The sequence below is a fragment of the Gracilibacillus ureilyticus genome (genome assembly GCF_900111195.1).
In the GTDB taxonomy this organism is placed as follows: domain Bacteria; phylum Bacillota; class Bacilli; order Bacillales; family Amphibacillaceae; genus Gracilibacillus; species Gracilibacillus ureilyticus.
The window spans coordinates 93,017-114,914 of record NZ_FOGL01000013.1; the positions used below are offsets into that span (position 1 = coordinate 93,017).

At 37.4% G+C, this 21,898-nt stretch carries 21 protein-coding genes and 1 other annotated feature; of the genes, 8 read left to right on the plus strand and 13 right to left on the minus strand.

Annotation, left to right across the window (positions count from 1 at the left end):
* Positions 1-5 precede the first annotated feature (5 nt).
* The 7 genes from BMW36_RS13015 to BMW36_RS13045 form a co-directional block, all read right to left on the minus strand.
* On the minus strand, positions 6-626 hold the full coding sequence (locus BMW36_RS13015; RefSeq protein ID WP_089741784.1) for a YitT family protein: 621 nt from the start codon (positions 624-626) through the stop codon (positions 6-8).
* Between the two features lie 125 nt (positions 627-751).
* A complete protein-coding gene (locus BMW36_RS13020; RefSeq protein ID WP_089741786.1) occupies positions 752-1,150 on the minus strand; it encodes a VOC family protein in 399 nt (132 codons plus the stop codon).
* A 33-nt stretch (positions 1,151-1,183) separates the two neighbouring features.
* Positions 1,184-1,942 (minus strand): phosphosulfolactate synthase, encoded by a 759-nt coding sequence (locus BMW36_RS13025; protein WP_089741791.1) that lies wholly within the window; start codon positions 1,940-1,942, stop codon positions 1,184-1,186.
* Positions 1,936-2,631 (minus strand): 2-phosphosulfolactate phosphatase, encoded by a 696-nt coding sequence (locus BMW36_RS13030; protein ID WP_089741793.1) that lies wholly within the window; start codon positions 2,629-2,631, stop codon positions 1,936-1,938. Before BMW36_RS13030 ends, BMW36_RS13025 begins: the two co-directional genes overlap by 7 nt.
* Before the next feature lie 169 nt (positions 2,632-2,800).
* The gene (locus BMW36_RS13035) at positions 2,801-3,022 is read right to left on the minus strand and encodes a hypothetical protein (protein ID WP_245711679.1); all 222 of its coding nucleotides are present in this window, start codon (positions 3,020-3,022) and stop codon (positions 2,801-2,803) included.
* A 46-nt stretch (positions 3,023-3,068) separates the two neighbouring features.
* Positions 3,069-3,260 (minus strand): hypothetical protein, encoded by a 192-nt coding sequence (locus tag BMW36_RS13040; RefSeq protein ID WP_089741794.1) that lies wholly within the window; start codon positions 3,258-3,260, stop codon positions 3,069-3,071.
* Positions 3,261-3,443: 183 nt separating this feature from the next.
* Entirely contained in the window at positions 3,444-4,871 is a 1,428-nt protein-coding gene (locus BMW36_RS13045; RefSeq protein WP_089741796.1) for an alanine/glycine:cation symporter family protein, read from the minus strand.
* A 359-nt stretch (positions 4,872-5,230) separates the two neighbouring features.
* Between BMW36_RS13045 and BMW36_RS13050 the strand changes: the two genes are divergently transcribed.
* The 3 genes from BMW36_RS13050 to cydS are packed head-to-tail and all read left to right on the plus strand — an operon-like array spanning position 5,231 to position 7,746.
* Positions 5,231-6,565, plus strand: a complete 1,335-nt coding sequence (locus tag BMW36_RS13050; RefSeq protein ID WP_089741798.1) for a cytochrome ubiquinol oxidase subunit I — start codon at positions 5,231-5,233, stop codon at positions 6,563-6,565.
* A gap of 2 nt (positions 6,566-6,567) precedes the next feature.
* Positions 6,568-7,584 carry a cytochrome d ubiquinol oxidase subunit II gene (locus BMW36_RS13055; protein ID WP_089741800.1) on the plus strand — a complete coding sequence of 339 codons (1,017 nt, stop codon included), beginning with the start codon at positions 6,568-6,570 and terminating at the stop codon, positions 7,582-7,584.
* A 60-nt stretch (positions 7,585-7,644) separates the two neighbouring features.
* On the plus strand, positions 7,645-7,746 hold the full coding sequence (cydS, locus tag BMW36_RS20855; RefSeq protein ID WP_425431949.1) for a cytochrome bd oxidase small subunit CydS family protein: 102 nt from the start codon (positions 7,645-7,647) through the stop codon (positions 7,744-7,746).
* 113 nt (positions 7,747-7,859) lie between these two features.
* On the opposite strand, the gene tyrS is transcribed toward cydS, so the two are convergent.
* Positions 7,860-9,134, minus strand: coding sequence for a tyrosine--tRNA ligase (gene tyrS, locus BMW36_RS13060; RefSeq protein WP_089741803.1), 1,275 nt, complete (start codon positions 9,132-9,134; stop codon positions 7,860-7,862).
* Positions 9,135-9,231: 97 nt separating this feature from the next.
* Positions 9,232-9,440, minus strand: a binding site (T-box leader).
* A gap of 146 nt (positions 9,441-9,586) precedes the next feature.
* Here tyrS and BMW36_RS13065 point away from each other — a divergent pair.
* The 4 genes from BMW36_RS13065 to BMW36_RS13080 all read left to right on the plus strand — a co-directional run bounded on the left by BMW36_RS13065 (position 9,587) and on the right by BMW36_RS13080 (position 15,193).
* The gene (locus BMW36_RS13065; RefSeq protein WP_089741805.1) at positions 9,587-12,643 is read left to right on the plus strand and encodes a transglycosylase domain-containing protein; all 3,057 of its coding nucleotides are present in this window, start codon (positions 9,587-9,589) and stop codon (positions 12,641-12,643) included.
* 91 nt (positions 12,644-12,734) lie between these two features.
* On the plus strand, positions 12,735-13,358 hold the full coding sequence (locus tag BMW36_RS13070; RefSeq protein ID WP_245711680.1) for a GNAT family N-acetyltransferase: 624 nt from the start codon (positions 12,735-12,737) through the stop codon (positions 13,356-13,358).
* A gap of 22 nt (positions 13,359-13,380) precedes the next feature.
* On the plus strand, positions 13,381-14,034 hold the full coding sequence (locus BMW36_RS13075) for a CBS and ACT domain-containing protein (protein WP_089741807.1): 654 nt from the start codon (positions 13,381-13,383) through the stop codon (positions 14,032-14,034).
* Positions 14,021-15,193 (plus strand): acetoin utilization protein AcuC, encoded by a 1,173-nt coding sequence (locus BMW36_RS13080; RefSeq protein ID WP_089741809.1) that lies wholly within the window; start codon positions 14,021-14,023, stop codon positions 15,191-15,193. The genes BMW36_RS13075 and BMW36_RS13080 overlap by 14 nt, the downstream gene beginning before the upstream one ends.
* Positions 15,194-15,208: 15 nt before the next feature.
* On the opposite strand, the gene motS is transcribed toward BMW36_RS13080, so the two are convergent.
* From motS to BMW36_RS13100, 4 genes are all read right to left on the minus strand, one after another.
* Positions 15,209-16,003, minus strand: a complete 795-nt coding sequence (gene motS, locus BMW36_RS13085) for a flagellar motor protein MotS (protein WP_089741812.1) — start codon at positions 16,001-16,003, stop codon at positions 15,209-15,211.
* Positions 15,993-16,814, minus strand: a complete 822-nt coding sequence (gene motP / locus BMW36_RS13090) for a flagellar motor protein MotP (protein WP_089741814.1) — start codon at positions 16,812-16,814, stop codon at positions 15,993-15,995. Before motP ends, motS begins: the two co-directional genes overlap by 11 nt.
* Positions 16,815-16,889: 75 nt before the next feature.
* Positions 16,890-17,891 (minus strand): catabolite control protein A, encoded by a 1,002-nt coding sequence (ccpA, locus tag BMW36_RS13095; RefSeq protein WP_089741816.1) that lies wholly within the window; start codon positions 17,889-17,891, stop codon positions 16,890-16,892.
* A gap of 241 nt (positions 17,892-18,132) precedes the next feature.
* Positions 18,133-19,218: a bifunctional 3-deoxy-7-phosphoheptulonate synthase/chorismate mutase gene (locus BMW36_RS13100; protein WP_089741818.1), complete on the minus strand. Its 1,086-nt coding sequence runs from the start codon at positions 19,216-19,218 to the stop codon at positions 18,133-18,135.
* A 159-nt stretch (positions 19,219-19,377) separates the two neighbouring features.
* Here BMW36_RS13100 and pilM point away from each other — a divergent pair, with 159 nt between their 5' ends.
* A complete protein-coding gene (gene pilM / locus BMW36_RS13105) occupies positions 19,378-21,498 on the plus strand; it encodes a pilus assembly protein PilM (protein ID WP_089741821.1) in 2,121 nt (706 codons plus the stop codon).
* Here the strand turns inward: pilM and ytxJ are convergent.
* Positions 21,495-21,812, minus strand: a complete 318-nt coding sequence (gene ytxJ / locus BMW36_RS13110) for a bacillithiol system redox-active protein YtxJ (RefSeq protein WP_089741823.1) — start codon at positions 21,810-21,812, stop codon at positions 21,495-21,497. The genes pilM and ytxJ overlap by 4 nt on opposite strands.
* Positions 21,813-21,898 lie beyond the last annotated feature (86 nt).

Below are 21,898 nucleotides of genomic sequence, written 5' to 3' on the forward strand. Positions count from 1 at the left end.
AATAATTAGCGTTTCTTCCTGAATGCCAAATTGTAAGGTCGTCCAAATTCTAAACGGCAGACAAAGTTTACTACAGTAGTGGAGATCCATTGGCTGATCAATGCCAGAACAATAATTTTTAAACTAATTACAAGAGAAGTGAAAATAAAAATCATCATATTTATGTAAAAGAGTGGCTTACCAGGAAGAATATTTCTCCAATGTGATATCATCACGGCAATCACCCCAACCCCGCCGTTAGATACATTGTTACGCATCAGGATCCCTATACCCATCCCAAGAAAAAATGAACCTATAACTAGATCAAGAAAAAGATTGCGGCTGGGAACATGCAAGTAAGTTTCGAAAAAATCTATTGCAACGGAGGTGACCGTGATACTGATAAGTGTCCACAATGTAAACCGTTTACCAAGATACTTTATCCCTGCTATCATTAATGAGAAATTGACAATCCAGAGGGCCAAACCAACATTCATCGAAAACCAGTAGTTTAATAAGACTGCTATTCCGCCTGCGCCCCCTGAAGGAATGGAATTTGGAAATAAAAATAACCCCATGCCAAACCCCTGGCAAATCCCTCCAAGGATAACTAGTCCACTTTTTTTCCATAATGATTCAAATATCATAATATTGCTCCTTAAGAACGAACTGTTAGGACAACCTACTACATAACTTATTAATCTCGTGACAGAAAAAGAACGAAAAATATTTGTCACTTGTCTGGCTCAACAAGTGACAAATACAGTTATTACTAGTAAACCATAAAAGGATCATGATAATATTTAAATTCCAGTAAGTTATTCGATGGGTCAATTAGAAAGAAAGTCATGTGCTCCTCCTGTCTTCCTTTGAATCTTACCATCGGTTCATGAAAAAAAGGAAGGTCTTCTTTCACAGCATAATCTAATGTTCTGTCATATTCCTCTTTATCTAAAAATGTAATTCCATAATGTCGCGGGTACATTTTCGGCTTTTCATCGATATTTTCCGGACTTAAATGACAGACAACCTGGTCACCAAAAAAATCAAAAGTTACACGGTCATCATATCTTCTCGCCAATTGGCAACCTAACTTTTTGTAAAAATCCGCAGTTTCCTCTAAATCTTTACATGGAATAGCTAAGTGAAATACTTTGTTCGTTTTTCGCACAACTTTCCCTCCTTAAAAATTATGCCCAAACACCTATAAATTAAAAGTATCTGAACGCAATCCCAATCGAAGTGTTTCTAAAGAAATCACATCAGAAAATGCAATGTTTGCCAAATTTACATTTGAACCAACGTGTTCAATAAAAAAGGTTTGCATTTTTTTATTTGGTGCCTCAAAGATTAATCTGTCAAACGGAATATCAGAGCTCTTAATCAGGTCAAAAATATCCATTCGCACTTCCCCATCATCGCTGCAAATACCGCTGGTGCCACTTTCTCTGGCCTCTGTCATTACTTTGAAAGCACCAGCCTCAATATCTTCCCGGATATTTTCAAGCCATTCTGTGGAGTCTTTCTGATTTGCTTTTGAGATATCTTTATTACCAACTTCACTCAAAACAGTAAAACCTTCTGAAAAATACTTAATAAATATAGCTTTTTCTTTATTAGGAATAGCAAGCGTACCATTGGAAATTTCTACATAGCGACAATTCATATCTTTACATAAATGATAGTACTCTTCCATTTTATCCTGACTAAGAAACTTCTCAAATAACGTTCCTCCAAAGAAAAAATCAATATCCTGTTCCCTTAACCAGCTAATTTTTTGTTTTAAATAACGGGTTACAAGCGATGTACCCCATCCAAATTTAACTAAATCAATATATTGACTGGAACTTTGGATCGTATCTTTAAATAAATTTAAGGGGGTGCCATTGTCAATTAGAATGGTTAAACCATTGTTTCTCGGTTTTTCCTCCCTCATTGGCAGTGTTAGTCCTGTTACTAGCATACTTGAACCCTCTCAATCATTGGAATTTCACTGTCCGTATTTACTCTCATTACAAAACCGCTGTCTAGTTCCTTTATACAGTATAAAAGATCCTCCCGTTTAAATACTTCATGCTTCACATCAAGAAATTTCTTAGCAACATGGGAATTTATAATTTTTCTTTTCACCTCATATTCATTTATTTGTTTCTTGTCTTCCGCTAAAATAGATTGAATGTACTCTGCACAAGCATAATCATCCTCACCCGTTGGATGAGAAGCGACGATATTAATTTCTGTATCTTCCTTCATATGGTTCTTTTTAATAAATTCAGCAGTCTTTCTTGCATTTGAATATCCTGTGACAAAAAGATGTGCAGAATCTAAGCAATTTAATGTTGCCCTGACTCCGTTCGTTGTTCTTTGGACGATTGTCTTTCCTGATAAGTTCTCCTTTGAAATCCGAAATGGTGAGTTATCCAAATCAAAACCTGTAATTGGATAACCGTCAACCTCTCCGGCTAGTAAATATTCAGGGTTTCTATTTTTCACTTCCACTGCCTGTTCCACTGTCTCTGCAAGATAGATCCGATCAGCCCCTCTAATAAACGCATAATGAGCGACTGTAAATGCCCGGATCACATCAATCACAACAGTAATATCTGCTGATTTCATCATCTTGTTTATTCCCTGATATATTTGTATTTGCATGTACATCCACCTTTTATTTTTAATCCTCGAAACAGGATATGCTGAATCCCCTACAACAAGTATATTCGCCTATAATACTTTGGTTACTGATTTCTTTTTTTCTACTTAGACATAAAAAAACTGTGAAGTAAGAGTCTCTTTCTCTCTTACTTCACAGTTCCGCATTGCTCTACTCCTTGTATTTTCTTTCAGATTGGGAAGTGCTTTGACTGTTTCTTTTTTTATCATTATTTTTTTCTTCAATTTTTAAGTCTTCGAGTGGAATATCATCAACCAGCTGCTGTTTTTTAAATTTATCCAGTTCTGTTCTTTTCTCATCATGTACACTCTTTCGCCGGTTATCTACCGTCTCTTTATTTTTCATCTCTTCATTCATATTTTCCTTACTCATTGTACTTCCCTCCTTTTATGGATCTGAATGGAACTAATTACAATTCTTAAGTTGAAATAGTGTAAGTAATAAGCGCAATGATAGAACCAACAATGGCCACAAAATAGATTAGACTGAGGAATTTTAAATGGGATCTGCTTTTTTCACGGTAATTCGGATCACTTCTCCCTAACTCGCGATATGTCAATACAAAGGAAATGATACCAAGTATAAGAATTAGCAAAATATAAATAATCACTTATTGATGACCTCCTTCTTGATAACCTATAAAACTATATCCTTAAATGCAGGAGAGTAAACCAATTCCAAAGCATCTATACCATTTGTTACAGTTTCAAAAAAGTGAACGAGTTCTGAACAAAGCAAAAACCCGAACGATGATATATTCATTCATCGTTCGGGTTTTACAGATGATGTATTATTATTTTTTCTCTTCTTGCGCCCCCCACCATTCCAGGTTTTTTAATCCTTTGACATTTTTGTGATGGAAGGCTGGGTCTTTTCCTTGTTTTTTCTGTTTCGTATAGTCCTGTAAAACCTTTATGGCAATATTACTAAGTAATAAGATTGCAATTAAGTTAACAATAGCCATCATAGCCATAAATAGATCAGCCATATCCCAGACTAGCTGAATGGATGCTAGTGATCCAAACATGACCATTCCAAGTACGAAAATACGGTAAATCGTTAGCCAAATCCCCTTATGGTTTAGGAAGCTGATATTTGTTTCACCATAATAATAATTACCAACAACAGAGCTGAATGCAAAGAAAAAGATCGTAATGGCAATGAAAATGGATGCCCAGTCACCAACATGCTGACTAAGTGCTACCTGTGTCAATTGAATACCATCTTCAGACGACTCATAAAAATTATCATACAAAATAACGATAAATGCTGTTAAACTGCAGATAACAATTGTGTCGAAAAATACTGCTAAAGATTGGACAAGCCCCTGTTTTACCGGATGGTTTACACCGGCAGTTGCTGCTGCATTAGGGGCACTACCCATACCAGCTTCGTTTGAAAATAACCCTCGCTGAATTCCATACATCATCGCTGCTCCGGCACCACCGCCAAATACAGTATCCATGCCTCCAAAGGCATTTCCAAATATTAACCCAAATACTTCTGGAATTGCTGATAAATTTGTCAGTACAACATAGAAAGCAACCAGCATATAAATAACTGCCATTATTGGAACAATGACACCTGCGACAGATGCGATTCTCTTAATTCCGCCAAAAATAATCAACCCAGCCAGTATAACGAGTGCAATTCCTGTCCACAATGGATCGATCTGAAAAGCTTCTTCTACAGCACTGGAGATTGTATTAGCCTGAACTGCATTAAAGATGAACCCAAATGAAATAGTAATTAATATAGAAAATAAAATTCCTAACCATTTTTGTCCCAATGCTTTTTCCATGTAATATGCCGGACCGCCACGAAACCCATCTTTGTCAGGCTCTTTGTATACTTGTGCGAGCATACTTTCAATAAAAGCTGTAGCCATTCCAATAAGTGCTACCACCCACATCCAGAATACTGCACCTGGTCCTCCGATTGCTACTGCCAGTGCAACTCCGGCTAAATTCCCTGTTCCGACTCGCGAAGCAATTGTAATACTAAATGCCTGAAAAGCATTTGTACCCTTCTTCCCGCTTTGTTCAACTGCTTCCTCTTTAATTACTTTAAACATCTCTCCAAAAAGTCTAAACTGAACGAATCTGGAACGAATCGTAAAATACAAACCTGCCCCTAATAATAAATAAATCAGCAGGTAATCCCATAATATCGTATTCCCCCTATTCACAATTTCACTTAAAAAATTTTCGATGAGTTCCATACTCTCCCACTTCCTTTCTGACCATCTTATACCCTTTTTTTGCTTCCTTTATCCTTCAATTGAGAAAAATCCTTAACCAGAATCGTGGAAACCCGATTATTTACCATTTTGAAGAGAATTTTATAAACTTTATTAGCATATCCTTCTTTTCCCTGCACTATTAATAAGAACAGATGGAATAAAGAATAGAAATAGCCTTTTTAGCAGATGATAGTATCAAATGGATAATGTGGCAAAGTGAGGATCCTTATGTATCGGAATCAGGAAAAATGGCTCGTAATTTTAATATTTACTGTTGCGTTCATTTTGGGGATTTCCGTTTTACGCCGAATAGTTCTTGGATGAAGGAGTTATTTTACATGGATAATGAACAAGCAGTTTTTTATAGTCGGGTGTTAACAGAGCTTACACTAACCTTTCATATTATCTATGCAACAATCGGTGTAGGGGTTCCCCTAATGATTTTTATCGCACAATGGTTAGGAATTAAAAAACAGGACGAGCACTATATACTGTTAGCAAGACGATGGACAAGGGGATTTATTATAACAGTTGCTGTTGGGGTTGTTACAGGTACAGCAATTGGACTGCAATTAAATTTGCTCTGGCCAACCTTCATGGAATTGGCTGGAAATGTCATCGCCCTTCCTTTATTTATGGAAACATTTGCTTTTTTCTTTGAAGCGATCTTCTTAGGAATTTATTTATATACTTGGGACCGTTTTGAAAACCAGAAAAAGCATATGCTTCTCCTTATTCCTGTAGCTGTTGGTGCATCGTTCTCTGCTATTTTTATCACAATGGTGAATGCCTTTATGAATGCACCGCAGGGATTTGAGATGGCTGATGGTAACTTAATAAACGTGCAGCCGCTCATCGCGATGTTTAACCCGGCCATGCCAACTAAGGTAGCTCACGTGCTCGCTACCGCTTATATGACATCTGCCTTTATTCTTGCATCCATCGGGGCATATCGAATGTTAAAAGGTTCCGATCATGTTTATCATAAAAAAGCACTTCTGCTTACAATCAAAATTGGCCTGGTTTTTTCTGTTGCTTCTGCTATTATCGGTGATTTTGCCGGGAAATATTTAGCCGCATACCAGCCGGAAAAGCTAGCTGCAATGGAATGGCACTTTGAAACGGAAGAAGGTGCGGCACTTACTCTATTTGGCATCTTGCAAAATGGTAATGAAATTAAGTATTCTCTTGAACTTCCATATGCATTAAGCATTCTGGCACATGGTAACCCAAATGCCAAAGTAATAGGGCTGGATCAGTTCCCGGCCGAAAATATACCCCCACTCTACATCCATTACTTATTTAATACCATGGTACTCATCGGTATGGGTGTCACCATACTAGCTCTCATGTATATAATTGGAAAATTTCTAAAAAGACAATTTATTTACCGGCGCTTCTTTCTTTGGTTAATTGTTACATCTGGTCCATTGTGCATGGTGGCAATTGAAGCTGGCTGGTGGCTGGCAGAAGTAGGCAGACAACCATGGGTCCTCAGAGGAATATTACGTACAGAAGATGCGGCCACGACAAGCAACCAAGTTGATTTAATGCTCTATTTGTTTATCGGCCTCTACCTGATACTCGGAATTGCCAGTGCCATTGTATTAATTAGAATGTTCCGTTCAAACCCAGTAGAAAGAGAATTAGCTGATATGAAAGGCAGAGGATAACAGTGTCATTTGAACTAATTGGTATATCTGTGCTATGGCTTTTCTTGTTTGGTTATATTATTGTTGCATCCATCGACTTTGGTGCTGGATTTTTCAATGCGTATAGTGTTTTGACAAATAAACAGCACATTATCAGTAATATAATTCAGCGTTATCTATCACCTGTTTGGGAAGTAACTAATGTGTTTCTCGTTTTCTTCTTTGTGGGCATGGTAGGTTTTTTCCCTGGCACCGCCTATTTTTATGGAACGATTTTATTAGTTCCTGCCAGTATATCTATCGTATTGCTGGCGATCAGGGGGGCATACTATGCTTTTACAACCTACGGAAGGTTAAAAAGTAAATTCTGGACATATCTATATGGATTTTCAGGCTTGTTTATCCCAGCTTCTTTATCCATCGTTCTGACCATATCGGAAGGTGGATTTATTTATATAGAGGATACAAGAATTATTTTAAACTACTTCGCATTATTTGCGAGCCCTTTGACATGGAGTATTGTGATTTTGAGTCTGACAAGCGTGCTCTACATTTCGGCCGTATTTTTAACATGGTATGCAAATAAAGCAGAGGATAAGAACGCTGCCGAATTAATGCGCAAATATGCTCTAAGCTGGGCATTACCAGCAATTATCACAGCGCTGGGTATTATCGTTGAGTTAAGACTCCATAATCCCATTCACTATAACAGACTGCTTGACGTCTGGTGGTTATTTGTTATCTCTTTTGCACTATTCCTTATTACCTTAAGGCTTATCTGGGTGAGAAAAAAATATGGAGTTGCTTTTACTGTTTTGGTCTTCCAGTTTTTAGTTGCTTTCTTTGCATATGGTGTGTCGCATTATCCTTATTTGCTTTATCCACACTTAACTGTGACAGAAGGTTTTACGAGTGAAGCAATGGCTATTGCCTTAATCATTGCATTTATCGCAGGACTTTGTTTGTTAATTCCTTCGCTTTATTTAATACTAAAATTATTTTTATTCAATAAAGAATATGTTCAGGGAAAAGCTAAATAAAATTGCAGAAGTTCTTCAGTGGAATAGTTAAAAAAGCATATGAAAGATTGGAGGATACTAATGGAGCAGTTTATACACTTTTACGCACCTTTTCTTATCGTGATCATTGCCATTATTTTTTGCTTCTGGTTTGTGCAGCAAAATGATTCATATAACAAATGATACAAATTGGAAATATGAGTAAAGCAGCAGCTGACAAGTTTCCTGCGAGATTTCAGCTTACTTATATCCCGCAGGCTCACACTTGTGTTGCTTTACCTTATGTTCTATAGCTATTAATTATAACGGATTAGATAGTATTTTTTCTTACCACGGCGGATAATAGTAAATTTGTCTTCCACCCTGTCAGTCTCCTGCATCTGATAATTGATTTCTGTGTTTCTTTCACCATTAATATATACAGCTCCATTTTTAATATCTTCCCGTGCCTGGCGTTTGGAAGGAGAGATTCCTGCATTCACCAGTAAATCTACGAGAGCTATATTTTTTTCTTCAACCACTGTAGAAGGCACATCCTTAAATCCCTGCTCGATTTCAGCAGCATTTAAACTCTTTAAATCTCCGCTAAACAATGCTTCAGTAATTTTCTCTGCCTGCTGCAATGCATCCTCTCCGTGAACAAGCTTCGTCATTTCTTCTGCTAAGCGGCGATGGGCGACACGTTTTTCCGGTGCACTTTCCAGCTCTTTCTCCAGTGCATTAATTTCTTCCATTTCCAAAAATGTAAAATACTTTATAAATCGAATGACATCACGGTCATCTGTATTAATCCAGAACTGGTAAAATTCATATGGAGTAGTTTTCACTGGATCAAGCCAAACCGCACCGCCTGCCGTCTTACCAAATTTCGTTCCATCACTTTTTGTAATTAGTGGAACGGTTAAACCGAAGACTTCAGCCTCTGCTTCACTTTTTTCTGATCTGGTACGGCGGATCAATTCCATCCCCGCTGTAATATTCCCCCACTGATCACTTCCACCAATTTGTAATGTACAATTTTCTTTTTCGTATAAATTCATAAAATCGTAAGACTGCAGGATCATGTAAGTGAATTCTGTGAAAGAAATCCCATTTTCCAATCGTGATTCCACAGAATCTTTTGCCAGCATGTAATTAATACTGAAATGTTTTCCGACGTCACGCAGAAAATCAATAATTGTAAGGCTAGATAACCATTCATGATTATTTCTAGCTACAGCACCATTTTTACTATCATCGAAATGGAGAATGTGCGCCAGTTGATTTTTTATACTGTCACTGTATCCTTTTACTACATCTGCACTATTTAGTGATCTCTCCGTTGAACGGCCACTTGGATCTCCAATCATTCCGGTTCCTCCGCCAATTAATGCTATTGGTCTGTGACCTGCTTTTTGAAACCTTTTTAACATTAGGACTGGTAACAAGTGACCAATATGAAGGCTGTCCGCAGTTGGATCGAAACCGCAATAAAGTGTTACTACATTTTCTTCGAGATGCTTGCGCAATCCATCATCATCTGTCGTTTGTTGTATCAAATCACGTTGTGCTAAATCATCCAAAATATGCATGATAATCTCTCCTTTTTCAAAACAATAATTTTCATAATTCCATTTAATTTCCCTGTGAAATTTTTACATTTGTTAAACACAAAAAAACTCCTCCCTGATAAGGGACGAGATTACTCGCGGTACCACCCTTGTTGCAATGAATACACATTGCCACTTGAGGAATTAACGATGCACCAACACCGTCTCCATAAAAATGAAGATACTCCCGATCGTAATTCATTCCATGATTGTATACTGGTTTCCACCAACCACCAGTTCTCTGTAAAAGGGAATCATGTCATTACTTCAATCGTTCAACGCATTTTCCTATGCTGTTATTAATACATTATTAACATATATCATTAATTAATGCAATTAATTTTTAAGTAACATCTTTCATATACTTCAGAAATATAATCCATTTGTTGACTGCTGTGGTATAATATCTATTGGGGAAATGGAGGGTTTTATTAATGAAAATAAAAGAATTCTTGCAAAAATGCCGGGAATTTATTCATACAGCTTGGAAGAAGCAGACAATACAGAAAACATCCAGAATTGGATATCATATTATATGGAATATAACATTATTATTTATTACGATCGGCATTATAGGAGTATTTTTTGTTGGTGGCCTTGGTGCTGGATACTTTGCGTCTTTAGTAGATGACGAGCAAATCCAGACAAAAGATGAAATGACTTCTGCAATTTATAATTATGAAGAAACATCCGAGTTTTATTTTGCCAATAACCAGTTCTTATCAGAAGTCAGTACAGATCTATTACGTGATGAGACATCATTAGATCAGGTTAGCAATTATGTGCAAAATGCTGTCATTGCAACAGAAGACGAGTATTTTGAAACACATAACGGGATCGTTCCAAAAGCTATTTTGCGTGCGGTTTTCCAGGAAGTTACTAATTCAGCGACCAAAACTGGTGGTAGTACACTTACACAGCAAATTATTAAAAATCAAATCTTGACAAATGAAGTATCATTTGAACGAAAAGCAAAAGAAATCCTTCTTGCAATGAGACTGGAACAGTTTTTTGAAAAAGATGAAATTCTAGAAGCCTACTTGAATATCGTACCATTCGGACGTAATTCATCCGGGCAGAACATTGCGGGTGTTCAAACAGCAGCCCAGGGGATCTTTGGTGTGAATGCAAGTGATCTTAACTTAGCGCAATCCGCCTATATTGCTGGTTTACCCCAAAGTCCTTCCTATTACACACCTTTTTTAAATGGTGGAGGCCTAAAGGATGAAGAAGGACTGCAGCCAGGGGTGGAAAGAATGAACTCAGTGCTAAGCAGAATGTTAGAGGCTGGTTATATTACGGAAACAGAATATAACGAAGCACTGAATTATGATATTGTGGCAGATTTTAAATCACCGGAAGAATCCGTTTTAGAGGAATATCCTTACTTAGTTAATGAATTAAAGAAAAGAGCAACAGATATTTTAGTTGAGTCACTAGCCGAAAAAGATGGTTATACTTTAGAAGACCTTGAGAACAGCTCCATTCTGCTGGAAGAATACGAAATAAGAGCAGAAAGGGAATTGGCGAGCAGTGGTCTGAGAATCCACTCGACAATCGACAAGGAATTATATGATGTTTTCCAGAAAGTATCAAAAGAATATAGCAATTATGGTGTAGAGAAGCCGGCAAGAAACGAACGAAATAATACTCCTATCATGGTTGTTGACCCTGAAACAGGCCAGGAAGTGCCGCTTGGGAATCAGCCGGTACAAGTAGGCAGTGTATTAATCGAAAACAGTACAGGGAAAATACTTAGCTTTGTCGGGGGAAGAGATTTCTCTGTTTCACAAAAAAACCATGCTACAGATGTCCGGAGACCTAATGGTAGTACAATGAAGCCGCTCGTCGCTTATGCACCTGCAATGGATTTAGGTGTCGTACAGCCAGGTTCGGTAGTAGCTGATGTCGCTACTTCATTCAGAGGATACAATAAGCCTCCTAATAATTATGTTCCTGGCAGATACTACGGGCTTGTCTCAGTAAGAGAAGCATTATATAAATCTCATAATATTTCCGCACTCCAAGTTTATTCGAAAATAATAGACCAGAATCCTGTAGAGAAGTATTTAGAAAAAATGGGATTTGAAGCACTATCACACGAAGATGGTGCAAGTGATTATGAGAATATGTCGATAACACTTGGAAGTACACTATACGGCGTAACAGTTGAGGAAAATACTAACGCTTATGCTACGTTTGGTAATGGCGGTAATTTCGTCGACGGGTATATGATTGAGAAAATTGAAACAAAAGATGGAGAAGTTATTTACCAGCACGAATCAAAACCTGTAGAAGTGTTTAGCCCCCAAACAAGTTATTTAACAATCGACATGATGCGTGATGTGTTAACGACAGGGACAGGAACAGCAGCACGCTCTGCTTTAAATAATCCAAGTGTAGATTGGGCTGGAAAAACTGGTACATCCAATGATTGGCGTGATACCTGGTTCGTTGCAACAAATCCAAACGTAACTTTAGGCAGCTGGATGGGTTATGACTATAACCAGACATTGGATCAAGGCTACAGTACAAGAAACAATGTTTATTGGGCACAGCTTGTCAATGCAGCAACAGAGATCAGACCTGAATTGTTAGCACCTTCTCAACCATTCCAGCAGCCAGGCGGTATTGTTTCCAGAAGTTATTGTGCTACATCTGGCTTGCTGCCGTCTGAAGAGTGCAGTCAGCTCGGTCTGGTAAGATCAGATATATATAACGCTAACTTTGTTCCAACTAAGCAGGACTACAGCTTATTACGGGACAATTATGTAATGGTTGGTGATAACGCACTTCTTGCTGGAGAGAACACCCCAGCAGAATTCACGGAAGGTGATGGCTATATCTTCAATCCGGAATGGTTGTCAGACATGGGATATGACCGGTTAAGCAATATCAGACAGCTAATTCCTTTTAACGCATCTGGCGGATGGTTAAAAATTCAGTTCTCCAATAGTAACAACAGTGCGATGAATAATGATGGTGCAGACCCTACGCCTCCTGGCGGTGTGAATATTTCGAATCAAACATTAAATTGGTCGAAATCCGGAAGTCCGGATGTGGTTGGGTACAGAATTTACCGTGCTAGTAATCCTGAAGACGGAAATTTCCAACGAATAGGCAGTACAGCTGAACTCAGCTTTACTGTCCCTAACCAAAATGCGGTATATATCGTAAAATCAGTTGATTACTATGGTAATGAATCTGCCGCTTCCAATAAGGTTATCGTTGGAGACTTCTCGGATGAAGATGAAGAAACAAATGAAGAAGATTCTGATGAGACAAGCTCCCCGGAAAATGAAGATCAAATCAATCAGGATAACGGCAGTAACGGTAATAACAGTAATGGCGAAAACAACAATAGTAATAATGGGAATAACGGAAATACGAATGACCAGGAAAACACGAATAATGATACGGATCAGGAACCTGAGGAAGAATCGGAAACAGAAAAGAAACCTGACAATAATTCTGATGGTAATGACTCTTAACAATCAAGGAAGACCTCTATCAACATGTGGTCTTCCTTTTCTTTTCGTTACAGCTTGTTGTATACTAAAAGAAAGTGAGGTGATAAGACGATTGTTTCACAAAAAGAAAGCGCTATCTAAAAAAGCAGATACTACAATAGGGAGCATTTTACTAACTGGGCCTGTTCCGCCTGAACAGCTTGAAACGCTAGTGATGCATGATCAATTACATGCCTTCCGCCCCCCATTAAAGCAATTAGAAGCACTTAAAGAAATCGCCGCCCTTGAAGAAGGAAGGATCTTCATTGCTTTGCACAATGAGACTATTATTGGCTATGTTACTTACTTACATCCTGACCCAATTGAAAGATGGTCAACTTTTAAAATGGAGAATCTAATTGAATTAGGTGCGATTGAGATTGCTAAAGAATATCGCGGATTACATTTGGGTTCAAAATTGATTGAACTTTCGGTAAGTGATCCTTTTATGGAGAATTATATCATTATATCAACAGAGTATTACTGGCATTGGGATATAAATGAAACAAAACTAAGTGTATGGGATTATCGAAAAATCATGGAGAAAATGATGAATGCAGGAGGATTGCATCCCGAACCGACCAATGATCCCGAGATTATGGCCCATCCCGCTAACTGTCTAATGGTTAGAATAGGGAAAAACGTTAGTGAAGAAGATCGACAGCTCTTTGATAAGTTACGATTTTTAAATGATTAAGTAATGTTAGGAGTTATCACATATGCTGGTAAAAGAAATAATGAAAAGAAAAGTTATTGCATTACAGAAAGATAACAGTATTGCTGATGCTATTACCTTATTAAAACAACATCATATCCGTCATATACCGATTATAAATGAATCCAGTCATGTAATAGGGATAGTATCTGACAGGGATGTCCGTGATGCAAGCCCCTCTGTTCTTGATAAACGGGTAGACCAAAGTTTGTTAAACCAATCAATCGGAAGTATTATGACAAGCCCTGTAATTACTACACATCCCCACGAATATTTCGAAGATATTGCTCCAATTTTTTATGAAAACGAAATTGCTTGCATCCCAGTCGTCTATAATATGAAACTGGTCGGAATAGTAACAGAAAAAGATATGCTGCATACTTTTATTCAGCTTACTGGCACTCATAGTCCAAGTACCCAGATAGAAATCAAAGTCCCTGACAGGGTCGGCGTCCTATCAGAAGTCAGCAGTTACTTTTCCAAACGGAAAATTAAGATTGTTTCAGTTTATACTTATCCTTCTCCTGGCAATGAGGAGTGGAAAGTCCTCGTGTTTAGAATTCAAACGATGAACCCACTTGCTATATTACAAGATTTTGAACAAACAGAATATGAGATAATGTATCCAATTAGGGAGGAAGATGATGAGTTTATGTAAAACAGCTTTTGTTTATTCAGACAAGTTTTTAAACTATTCCTTCCATCATAATCATCCATTTAATCAGAAAAGAATCTTATTAACAAAAGATTTACTAGAAGCACATGGTGCACTTTCGCCAACAAGCATAGAGGCACCTGAATCTATCAGTGATTCAATACTTGAACTGATCCACACACCAGAGTATGTGGAAATTGTGAAAAAAGCCAGTGAAAAACATCCTACTGGAAATTATGAGAAATATGGAATAGGTACAGCAGATACACCCGGTTTTGAAGGAATGTATAAAGCATCAAAGTCACTCGTGGAAGGATCGGTAAAAGCTTGTGAGCTTGTCGCTAACAATAAAGTCACACATGCATTAAATCTTGGAGGGGGACTCCATCACGGTTTTCCTAACCATGCTGCAGGTTTTTGTATCTTTAATGACATTGCTATTGCGATAAAATTTTTGCGGAAAAATTACAATTGGAAAGTGTTATACATAGATACTGATGCACACCACGGCGATGGAGTCCAGCACTGTTTTTATGATGATCCCGAAGTTTGTACTGTTTCATTTCATGAAACAGGGAGATACTTATACCCGGGGACAGGAAAAATAAACGAGAGAGGGATAAAGAAAGGATTCGGTTACAGCTTTAATTTTCCCTTTGATGCTTTTACAGAGGATGATTCTTTTTTAAAGACATTCCACAATGCCATTGATGAAATCTGTGAGTTTTTTCAGCCAGATATTATTGTCAGTCAACATGGAGCAGACAGCCATTTTTTAGATCCATTAACCCATATGCACTGTTCTATTAAGATTTTTGAAGAAATACCTAAAAAGATTCATCAATTAGCTCATCAATACTGTTATGGGAAATGGGTGGCCTTGGGCGGAGGCGGTTATGATATATGGAGAGTAGTCCCAAGAGCTTGGGCACAACTGTGGCATATTATGAACAATAATGAGCCTTTTTCAGGGGAAATTAATTCTTTATGGCATCGAAATTGGCAACCTGAGGCTCCACTAATGCTGCCACAGTTTTGGGAAGATCCTATTAATACATATCATCCAATTCCCCGTAGAAGTGAAATTACGAATACTAATAAGGAAATGCTTGAACAGGTTTTAAGATTCACAAAAATCGCAAAAAAAAGTGCTGAATCTTAAAAAAGAATCAGCACTTTACGTTTCACTTTCTTCTAATATAACAATCTCTACTCTTCTATTTTTACTCCAATTCTCTATCGAATTGTTGGGTGCTACTGGTCTAGTATCTCCAAACCCTGCAGCAATAAAGCGGGACTGATCAAATTCATTTGTTTCCAAAATGTACCGAATCACACTACTTGCTCTAGCTCCGGACAATTCCCAATTGGATGGAAAGCGGAAATTTGAGATCGGCCGGTTGTCAGTATGACCTTCTACTCTTACCTGGTTTGAGATATTGGAAAGCAATGTACTTACCTTATCTAAAAATGGCTTAGCAGGGTCCAGTACCTCTGCTTCTCCTGAATCAAATAACACATTTTCCTGCAGGACAAGCACTACCCCCTGATCTGTCCTTGTAGCCGATATAACATTATTTAAGTTATTTTCCTTAAGATATGTTTCCACTTCTGCTAACAGTTGATCTAATGTGTCCTTATCTTCTCTTATGACATCATTATTGGATGGAACAGTGTCTGTAATGATTTCTTCCAGACTATCTGACGGATCCTGGTTATTTTCATTTTTTGTCACATCTGTTGCATGGTCATCTGTAATCGTCTGCTCTTCCATAATAGCAGGCATAGAATCAAAAATATTACTGCTTCTCAGTGCCACTGCCACTTCTTTAAATTTCTCTGCGTCAATTTGTGACATCGTAAAGAGAAGAATAAAAAAAACGAGAATAAGGGTTATCATATCTGAATATGTTACCATCCACTTCGGTGCACCTTTGGACTCTGAACGCTGTTTAATCCTTCTACGCTTCATTCAAAGTTTCCTCCAGAATTTCTTCCTGGTCTTCCTCGCGTCTCGTTTTCATTTTATCAGATAAGAAAGCACTTAGTTTTTCTTTTAATATTCGAGGGTTTTGGCCAGATTGTACACCTATAACCCCTTCAATAATTACCTGCTTCATAAAAATTTCTTCACTAGTTTTTGATTCCAGTTTTCCAGCCATAGGAATAAATACTAAATTAGCTAAAACAGAGCCATAAAAGGTTGTTAAGAGAGCTACTGCCATACTCGGTCCGAGTGTTTCAGGATCCTCCAGGTTACGTAACATCAATATTAAACCAATTAATGTACCAACCATCCCCCATGCTGGTGCATATTCTCCAGCTTTCTCCAAAATTTGCCTACCTCGGTAATGTCGGTCTTCCATTGCTTCAATTTCAGCATTCATAATATCATTGATCACTTCAGGTTCTATTCCATCAATCGCGAGAAGCACACCTTTTTTTATAAAAGGATCTTCCACATCTTCTAATTCATTCTCCAGTGCGAGAAGCCCTTCACGTCTAGCTCTTTCTGACAACCTCTCAAATAGAGCTATTAATTGAGGTAAATCATTTTCACTTTTCTTAAAAGCCTCCTGAAAGACATCTTTCATAGATTTTATTTGCTGTAAATTAAAGTTAACGAGGAGTGCTGCAGCTAAGCCCCCAATTACAATCAAAATAGAAGACAGTTGTAAAAAGCCGACAAATCCTCCCATACCACCACTGGAAATAATACCAAACATGATCATAATAAACCCAACTGTTATACCGATTGGAGTAAATATATCTCTCTTCTTCATCTGTTCTCTCTCCCTAATGTATGAAAAACATTCACATTCTTATAGGTAAAATACCCTACAATTACATTATCGGCACTATTTCTGTTTTGTTGAGTTTCTTTTTACAATTTGATGTGGTAAAACGACATTTTTCTCTTCAACGTTTTCTTTATTCATAAATTTAGTAAGCAGACGCATCGCTACAGCACCGATATCATACATTGGTTGTACCACTGTCGTTAGTGTTGGACGAACCATTGTGGCTAAACGTGTATTATCAAAACCGAACACTTCTACATCTTCCGGAACTTTCACACCTTTATCCTGCAATCCGTGGATAACACCAAGTGCGAGTTCATCAGTTGCAGCGAAAACAGCTTTAGGATAATTATCCATTTCCAAGATTTGATTTGCAGCATCGATACCAGATTCATAAGAAAAGTCTACATTAATGATGTAATCTTCATTAACGGTTCCGTTCGAATCTTCAATTGCACGGACATAACCTTGATATTTCTTTTCATTAACAGCAGAATCCTCTTCGCCTGTCACATAAAGGGGCTGCTTTGTTCCATTATCAATTAAGAAATTAGTTGCTTCATAAGCAGCTTGTTCATAATCAATATTTACTGAAGGAATGGTTTCTGATGGGTCAATCGTTGCTGCAAGAGCAACAGGAACAGGTGATGTTTTTAATTGTTGAACGTGTTCTTCTGTTATACTTGCCCCCATATATATTAAACCATCCACTTGCTTTTCAAACATTGTGTTAATTAACCGCAATTCTTTTTCCTTATTCTGGTCAGAGTTACTTAAGATAATATTATATTTGTACATTGTCGCAATATCATCTATCCCTCTGGCTAATTCAGAAAAAAAGATGCTCGATATATCAGGAATGATTACTCCTACGGTAGTTGTTTTCTTGCTAGCTAAACCTCTTGCAACAGCGTTGGGACGGTATCCAAGACGTTCAATGGTATTTAATACTTTCTTGCGTGTAGCAGGCTTCACATTTGGGTTTCCGTTCACTACACGGGAAACAGTTGCCATCGATACGTTTGCTTCCCTTGCTACATCATAAATTGTTATATTCATTATTAAAACCTCCATCTATTATTTCAATCAAATAGTTTATTTTGTTCAGCATCCATTACGATTTTTTAGAACTCAATTTGTAAATATGTACATCATTATTATTATAACAAAAATCGCAATTCTTTTAACATTTTAACCATTAAATTTCTTATTTTTTTCATAATTTAATGATTTTGGTCATATTAACTGGTAGAAAAACGAAAAACGCCCCTGCATTTTATGCAAGGGGCAGATATTTCCATTATTTATTTAATACAGGATTATTCCTTTTTAATAACTCATCCATAAAGTTATGGAATGTCGGAATGTCCATTTGTTGAGCGGAATCTGATAATGCAACAGCTGGATCCGGGTGTACTTCTGCCATTACACCATCCGCACCTATTGCTAAAGCAGCTTTAGCAGCAGGCAATAATAGATCTCTTCTTCCAGTTGAGTGTGTCACATCCACCATTACCGGTAAATGAGTTTCTTGTTTTAAGATTGGCACTGCCGTAATATCCAATGTATTTCTCGTAGCTTTTTCATATGTTCTGATACCACGCTCACAAAGGATAATTTGACCATTACCTTTGGAGTTAATATATTCTGCAGCATTGATAAAATCAGAAATTGTTGCAGACATACCACGTTTCAATAATACGGGTTTGTTCGTCTCTCCAGCAGCCTTAAGTAATTCAAAGTTCTGCATATTTCTTGCACCAATCTGAATTACATCAATATAATTGATAGCTTCTTCGATATGTGCCGGGTTGACAATCTCACTTACTACCGCTAAGCCATATTCGTCAGATACACGCTTTAAAATCTCCAAACCTTCAAATCCTAATCCCTGGAAATCATAAGGTGATGTTCTAGGTTTGAACGCCCCGCCACGAATTAACTTTAATCCCTCTTTCTTAATTGCAGCAGCAACTTCTGCTACTTGCTCATAGCTTTCCACAGCACACGGACCAAAGATGAAGTGCTGATTACCATCACCAAATTTATCTCCGTTTATATTAATAACTGTATCTTCCGCTTTTTTCTTACGGGATACCAGTAATGCTTTTGAATGATCGTCTTCTTGTAATTCAAGACCTGCTTTGAAAATTTCTTTGAACAAATGAACAATTGTAGAATTCTCAAATGGACCATTATTGTTTTTCGTGATCAGATTTAGCATATCACGTTCTCTAACAGGATCATAGCTACGATTAGCCCCTTGCTTTTCTTTTACTTGACCAGTTTCTTTTACCAACTCTGCACGTTTGTTAATTAATTCTAAAATCTCTAAATTTATCTGGTCAAGCTTTTCGCGAAGCTGATCCAATTGTTCATTACTCATTATAAAATCCCCCTACCCTATTTTAAATTACTCAAAAGTGGTATACTTTCTATATAATATTAGGGATAATTATAGCTAAAATTTATCGTCTTGTCACCAGTTAGTTTTAATATTTTATAGAAAATTAAAAATATTTATAATTTAGAGAGGAATTCGACTATGTCTGAACAAATGTTTGCACTTGATATCGGCACAAGATCTGTCGTCGGATTATTGTTAGATAAAGAAGAAAAGAAATATAAAGTAATAGATTATTATGTTGTAGAACATGAGGAACGTTCCATGCTTGATGGACAAATCCATGATGTCGTTTCCGTTTCTAAAGTCATTGAGCGGGTAAAACTTCATTTAGAACAAAAACACGACATCACTTTAGAGAGAGTTTGTGTTGCAGCTGCAGGTAGAGCGCTAAAAACGAAAAGAATCCAAACATCGAAAAACATTGAAAAGCAACCACTAATGAATGAGGAAGACATCTTATATTTAGAGCTGGAAGCTGTACAAAAAGCTCAATACAATCTGGCACAAGAAGAAAACACAGAAAAAAGTTCTCATTATTATTGTGTCGGCTATTCTGTTTTAAATTATACGCTTGACGGTGAAGTCATCGGATCATTAATTGATCAGCAGGGAATCGAAGCAAATGCAGAAATCATAGCTACTTTCCTTCCAAAAATAGTAGTGGAATCATTACTGTCAGCCCTAAATCGTGCAGGTTTGCAACTGGAAGCTTTAACTTTAGAGCCAATTGCAGCCATTCATGTCCTCATCCCGCCTTCCATGAGGAGATTGAATGTTGCATTAGTGGATATAGGAGCAGGTACAAGCGATATTGCTATAACCTCAGAGGGTACGGTCACTGCGTATGGTATGGTACCTAAGGCAGGTGATGAAATAACAGAAGCTATCAGTGATCATTATTTATTGGATTTCAATCTGGCTGAGAAATTCAAAAAAGAAATTACCTTGAATAAAACAGCGATGGTTGAAGATATTTTAGGTTTTGAACAAGAAGTGACGTACGAAGAATTAGTGGAAGCTGTTTTGCCTTCCGTTGATAATTTAGCATCAGCCATTGCAGAAGAAATTATGTTATTAAACGGGAAGACTCCTAAAGCTGTTATGCTTGTTGGCGGAGGGAGCCAGACACCTGAGTTAGCCAAGCGATTAGCTGTCAAGTTAAAACTACCGGTAAATCGTGTTGCAATTCGCGGAGTTGAAGCGATACAACTTTTGCAACCTAATACAGATATGCCTGTCGGTCCGGAATTCATTACACCAATTGGAATTGCCATCGCAGCAAAACAGAATCCGGTCCACTACATTAGTGTTACTGTGAATGACAGGTTGGTTCGATTATTTGAAATGAAACAATTAACGATTGCCGATGCTCTGCTTGCTGCGGGCGTCAATATCCAAAAGCTGTACGGTCGACCGGGGATGGCCTATATTGTCACATATAATGGCAAAGATGTTACAATACCCGGTAGTTTTGGGAAGACTCCAGCGATTTTAATTAATGGAGAAAAAGCAACAGTGGATTCCTCCATCCAAAACGGGGATACATTAGAAGTGTTACGAGGGGACGACGGGAAAAGCCCTGAAATGACTGTTGGCGAATTTATTGGAGCTATAAAGGAAATGACCATTTACATCGAAGGAGAACCGTATACAATACAACAGGTTATAACGGTAAATGGTAAACAAGTTGATCCAGGTTATGTATTAAAGGATGGCGACAAAATTAATTATGATCACAGGATAAAAATTAGTGAATTGAGTCAATTTGACAAAATGGACCAGACATTCACTGTCTGGATTGATGATCAGAAGATAAGCATGAATGAGTACAGTAAAAGAATCGTCGCAAACGGGAAGGATGTTTCTTCACAATATTTACTAAAGGATGGGGATCGGCTGGAAATCATCAATGAAACCAAGCCAAAAGTACAGGATTTAAGTGAAAAACTTCAAATGTCCTTTGATACGTCTATAGATATTATATACAATGGAAAACCATTAAAAATATCGAAACCTTTAGTCCAGATTTTCCGAAACGGGGAAAAATTAGAACAAGATGAAACAATCAATGACCAGGATAAATTACAAATAAAGAAACTAAAGAACGAACCGTTTATTTTTCAGGACATATTCCGGTTTATCTCATTAGATTTATCAAAGGTAAAAGGTAAGGTCACCATGTTAAAAAACAGTGAACCTGTTTCATTCTTTGATCAGTTAAAACCTGGAGATAAGGTTACTATATCCATAGAAAGTTAAAGGTTATCATGGAGTGAGTCTTCGGTAATATCATAATGTGAGGCATCCCATGTCACTTTATTGCTCTCAATCTTCAAAACCTGGGGAGACTCATGCTTTATATCATATTTCTTGGCAACGTAATTTGAAAGCTCCCGTGAAGTTTGGACTTTTAAACGATATAATTGCTTATCTGAATTTTTACTGTAGTTTTCAAATGCCTGATTAGCTGCAGCACTAATCGGACAGGTTAAGCTGTGTTTTAATAAGGTAAAAGTGTCTTTTTGCTGCTCAATTTGCTGGAATTCTGTAATATCATTAATATCTTTAATCATACAAATACCACCTTTTTATAAAATGAGAACCCTCCATAACTGCAGGTTAACGGAGATGGAAAAACTGCCCATGTTACTCGGGCAGT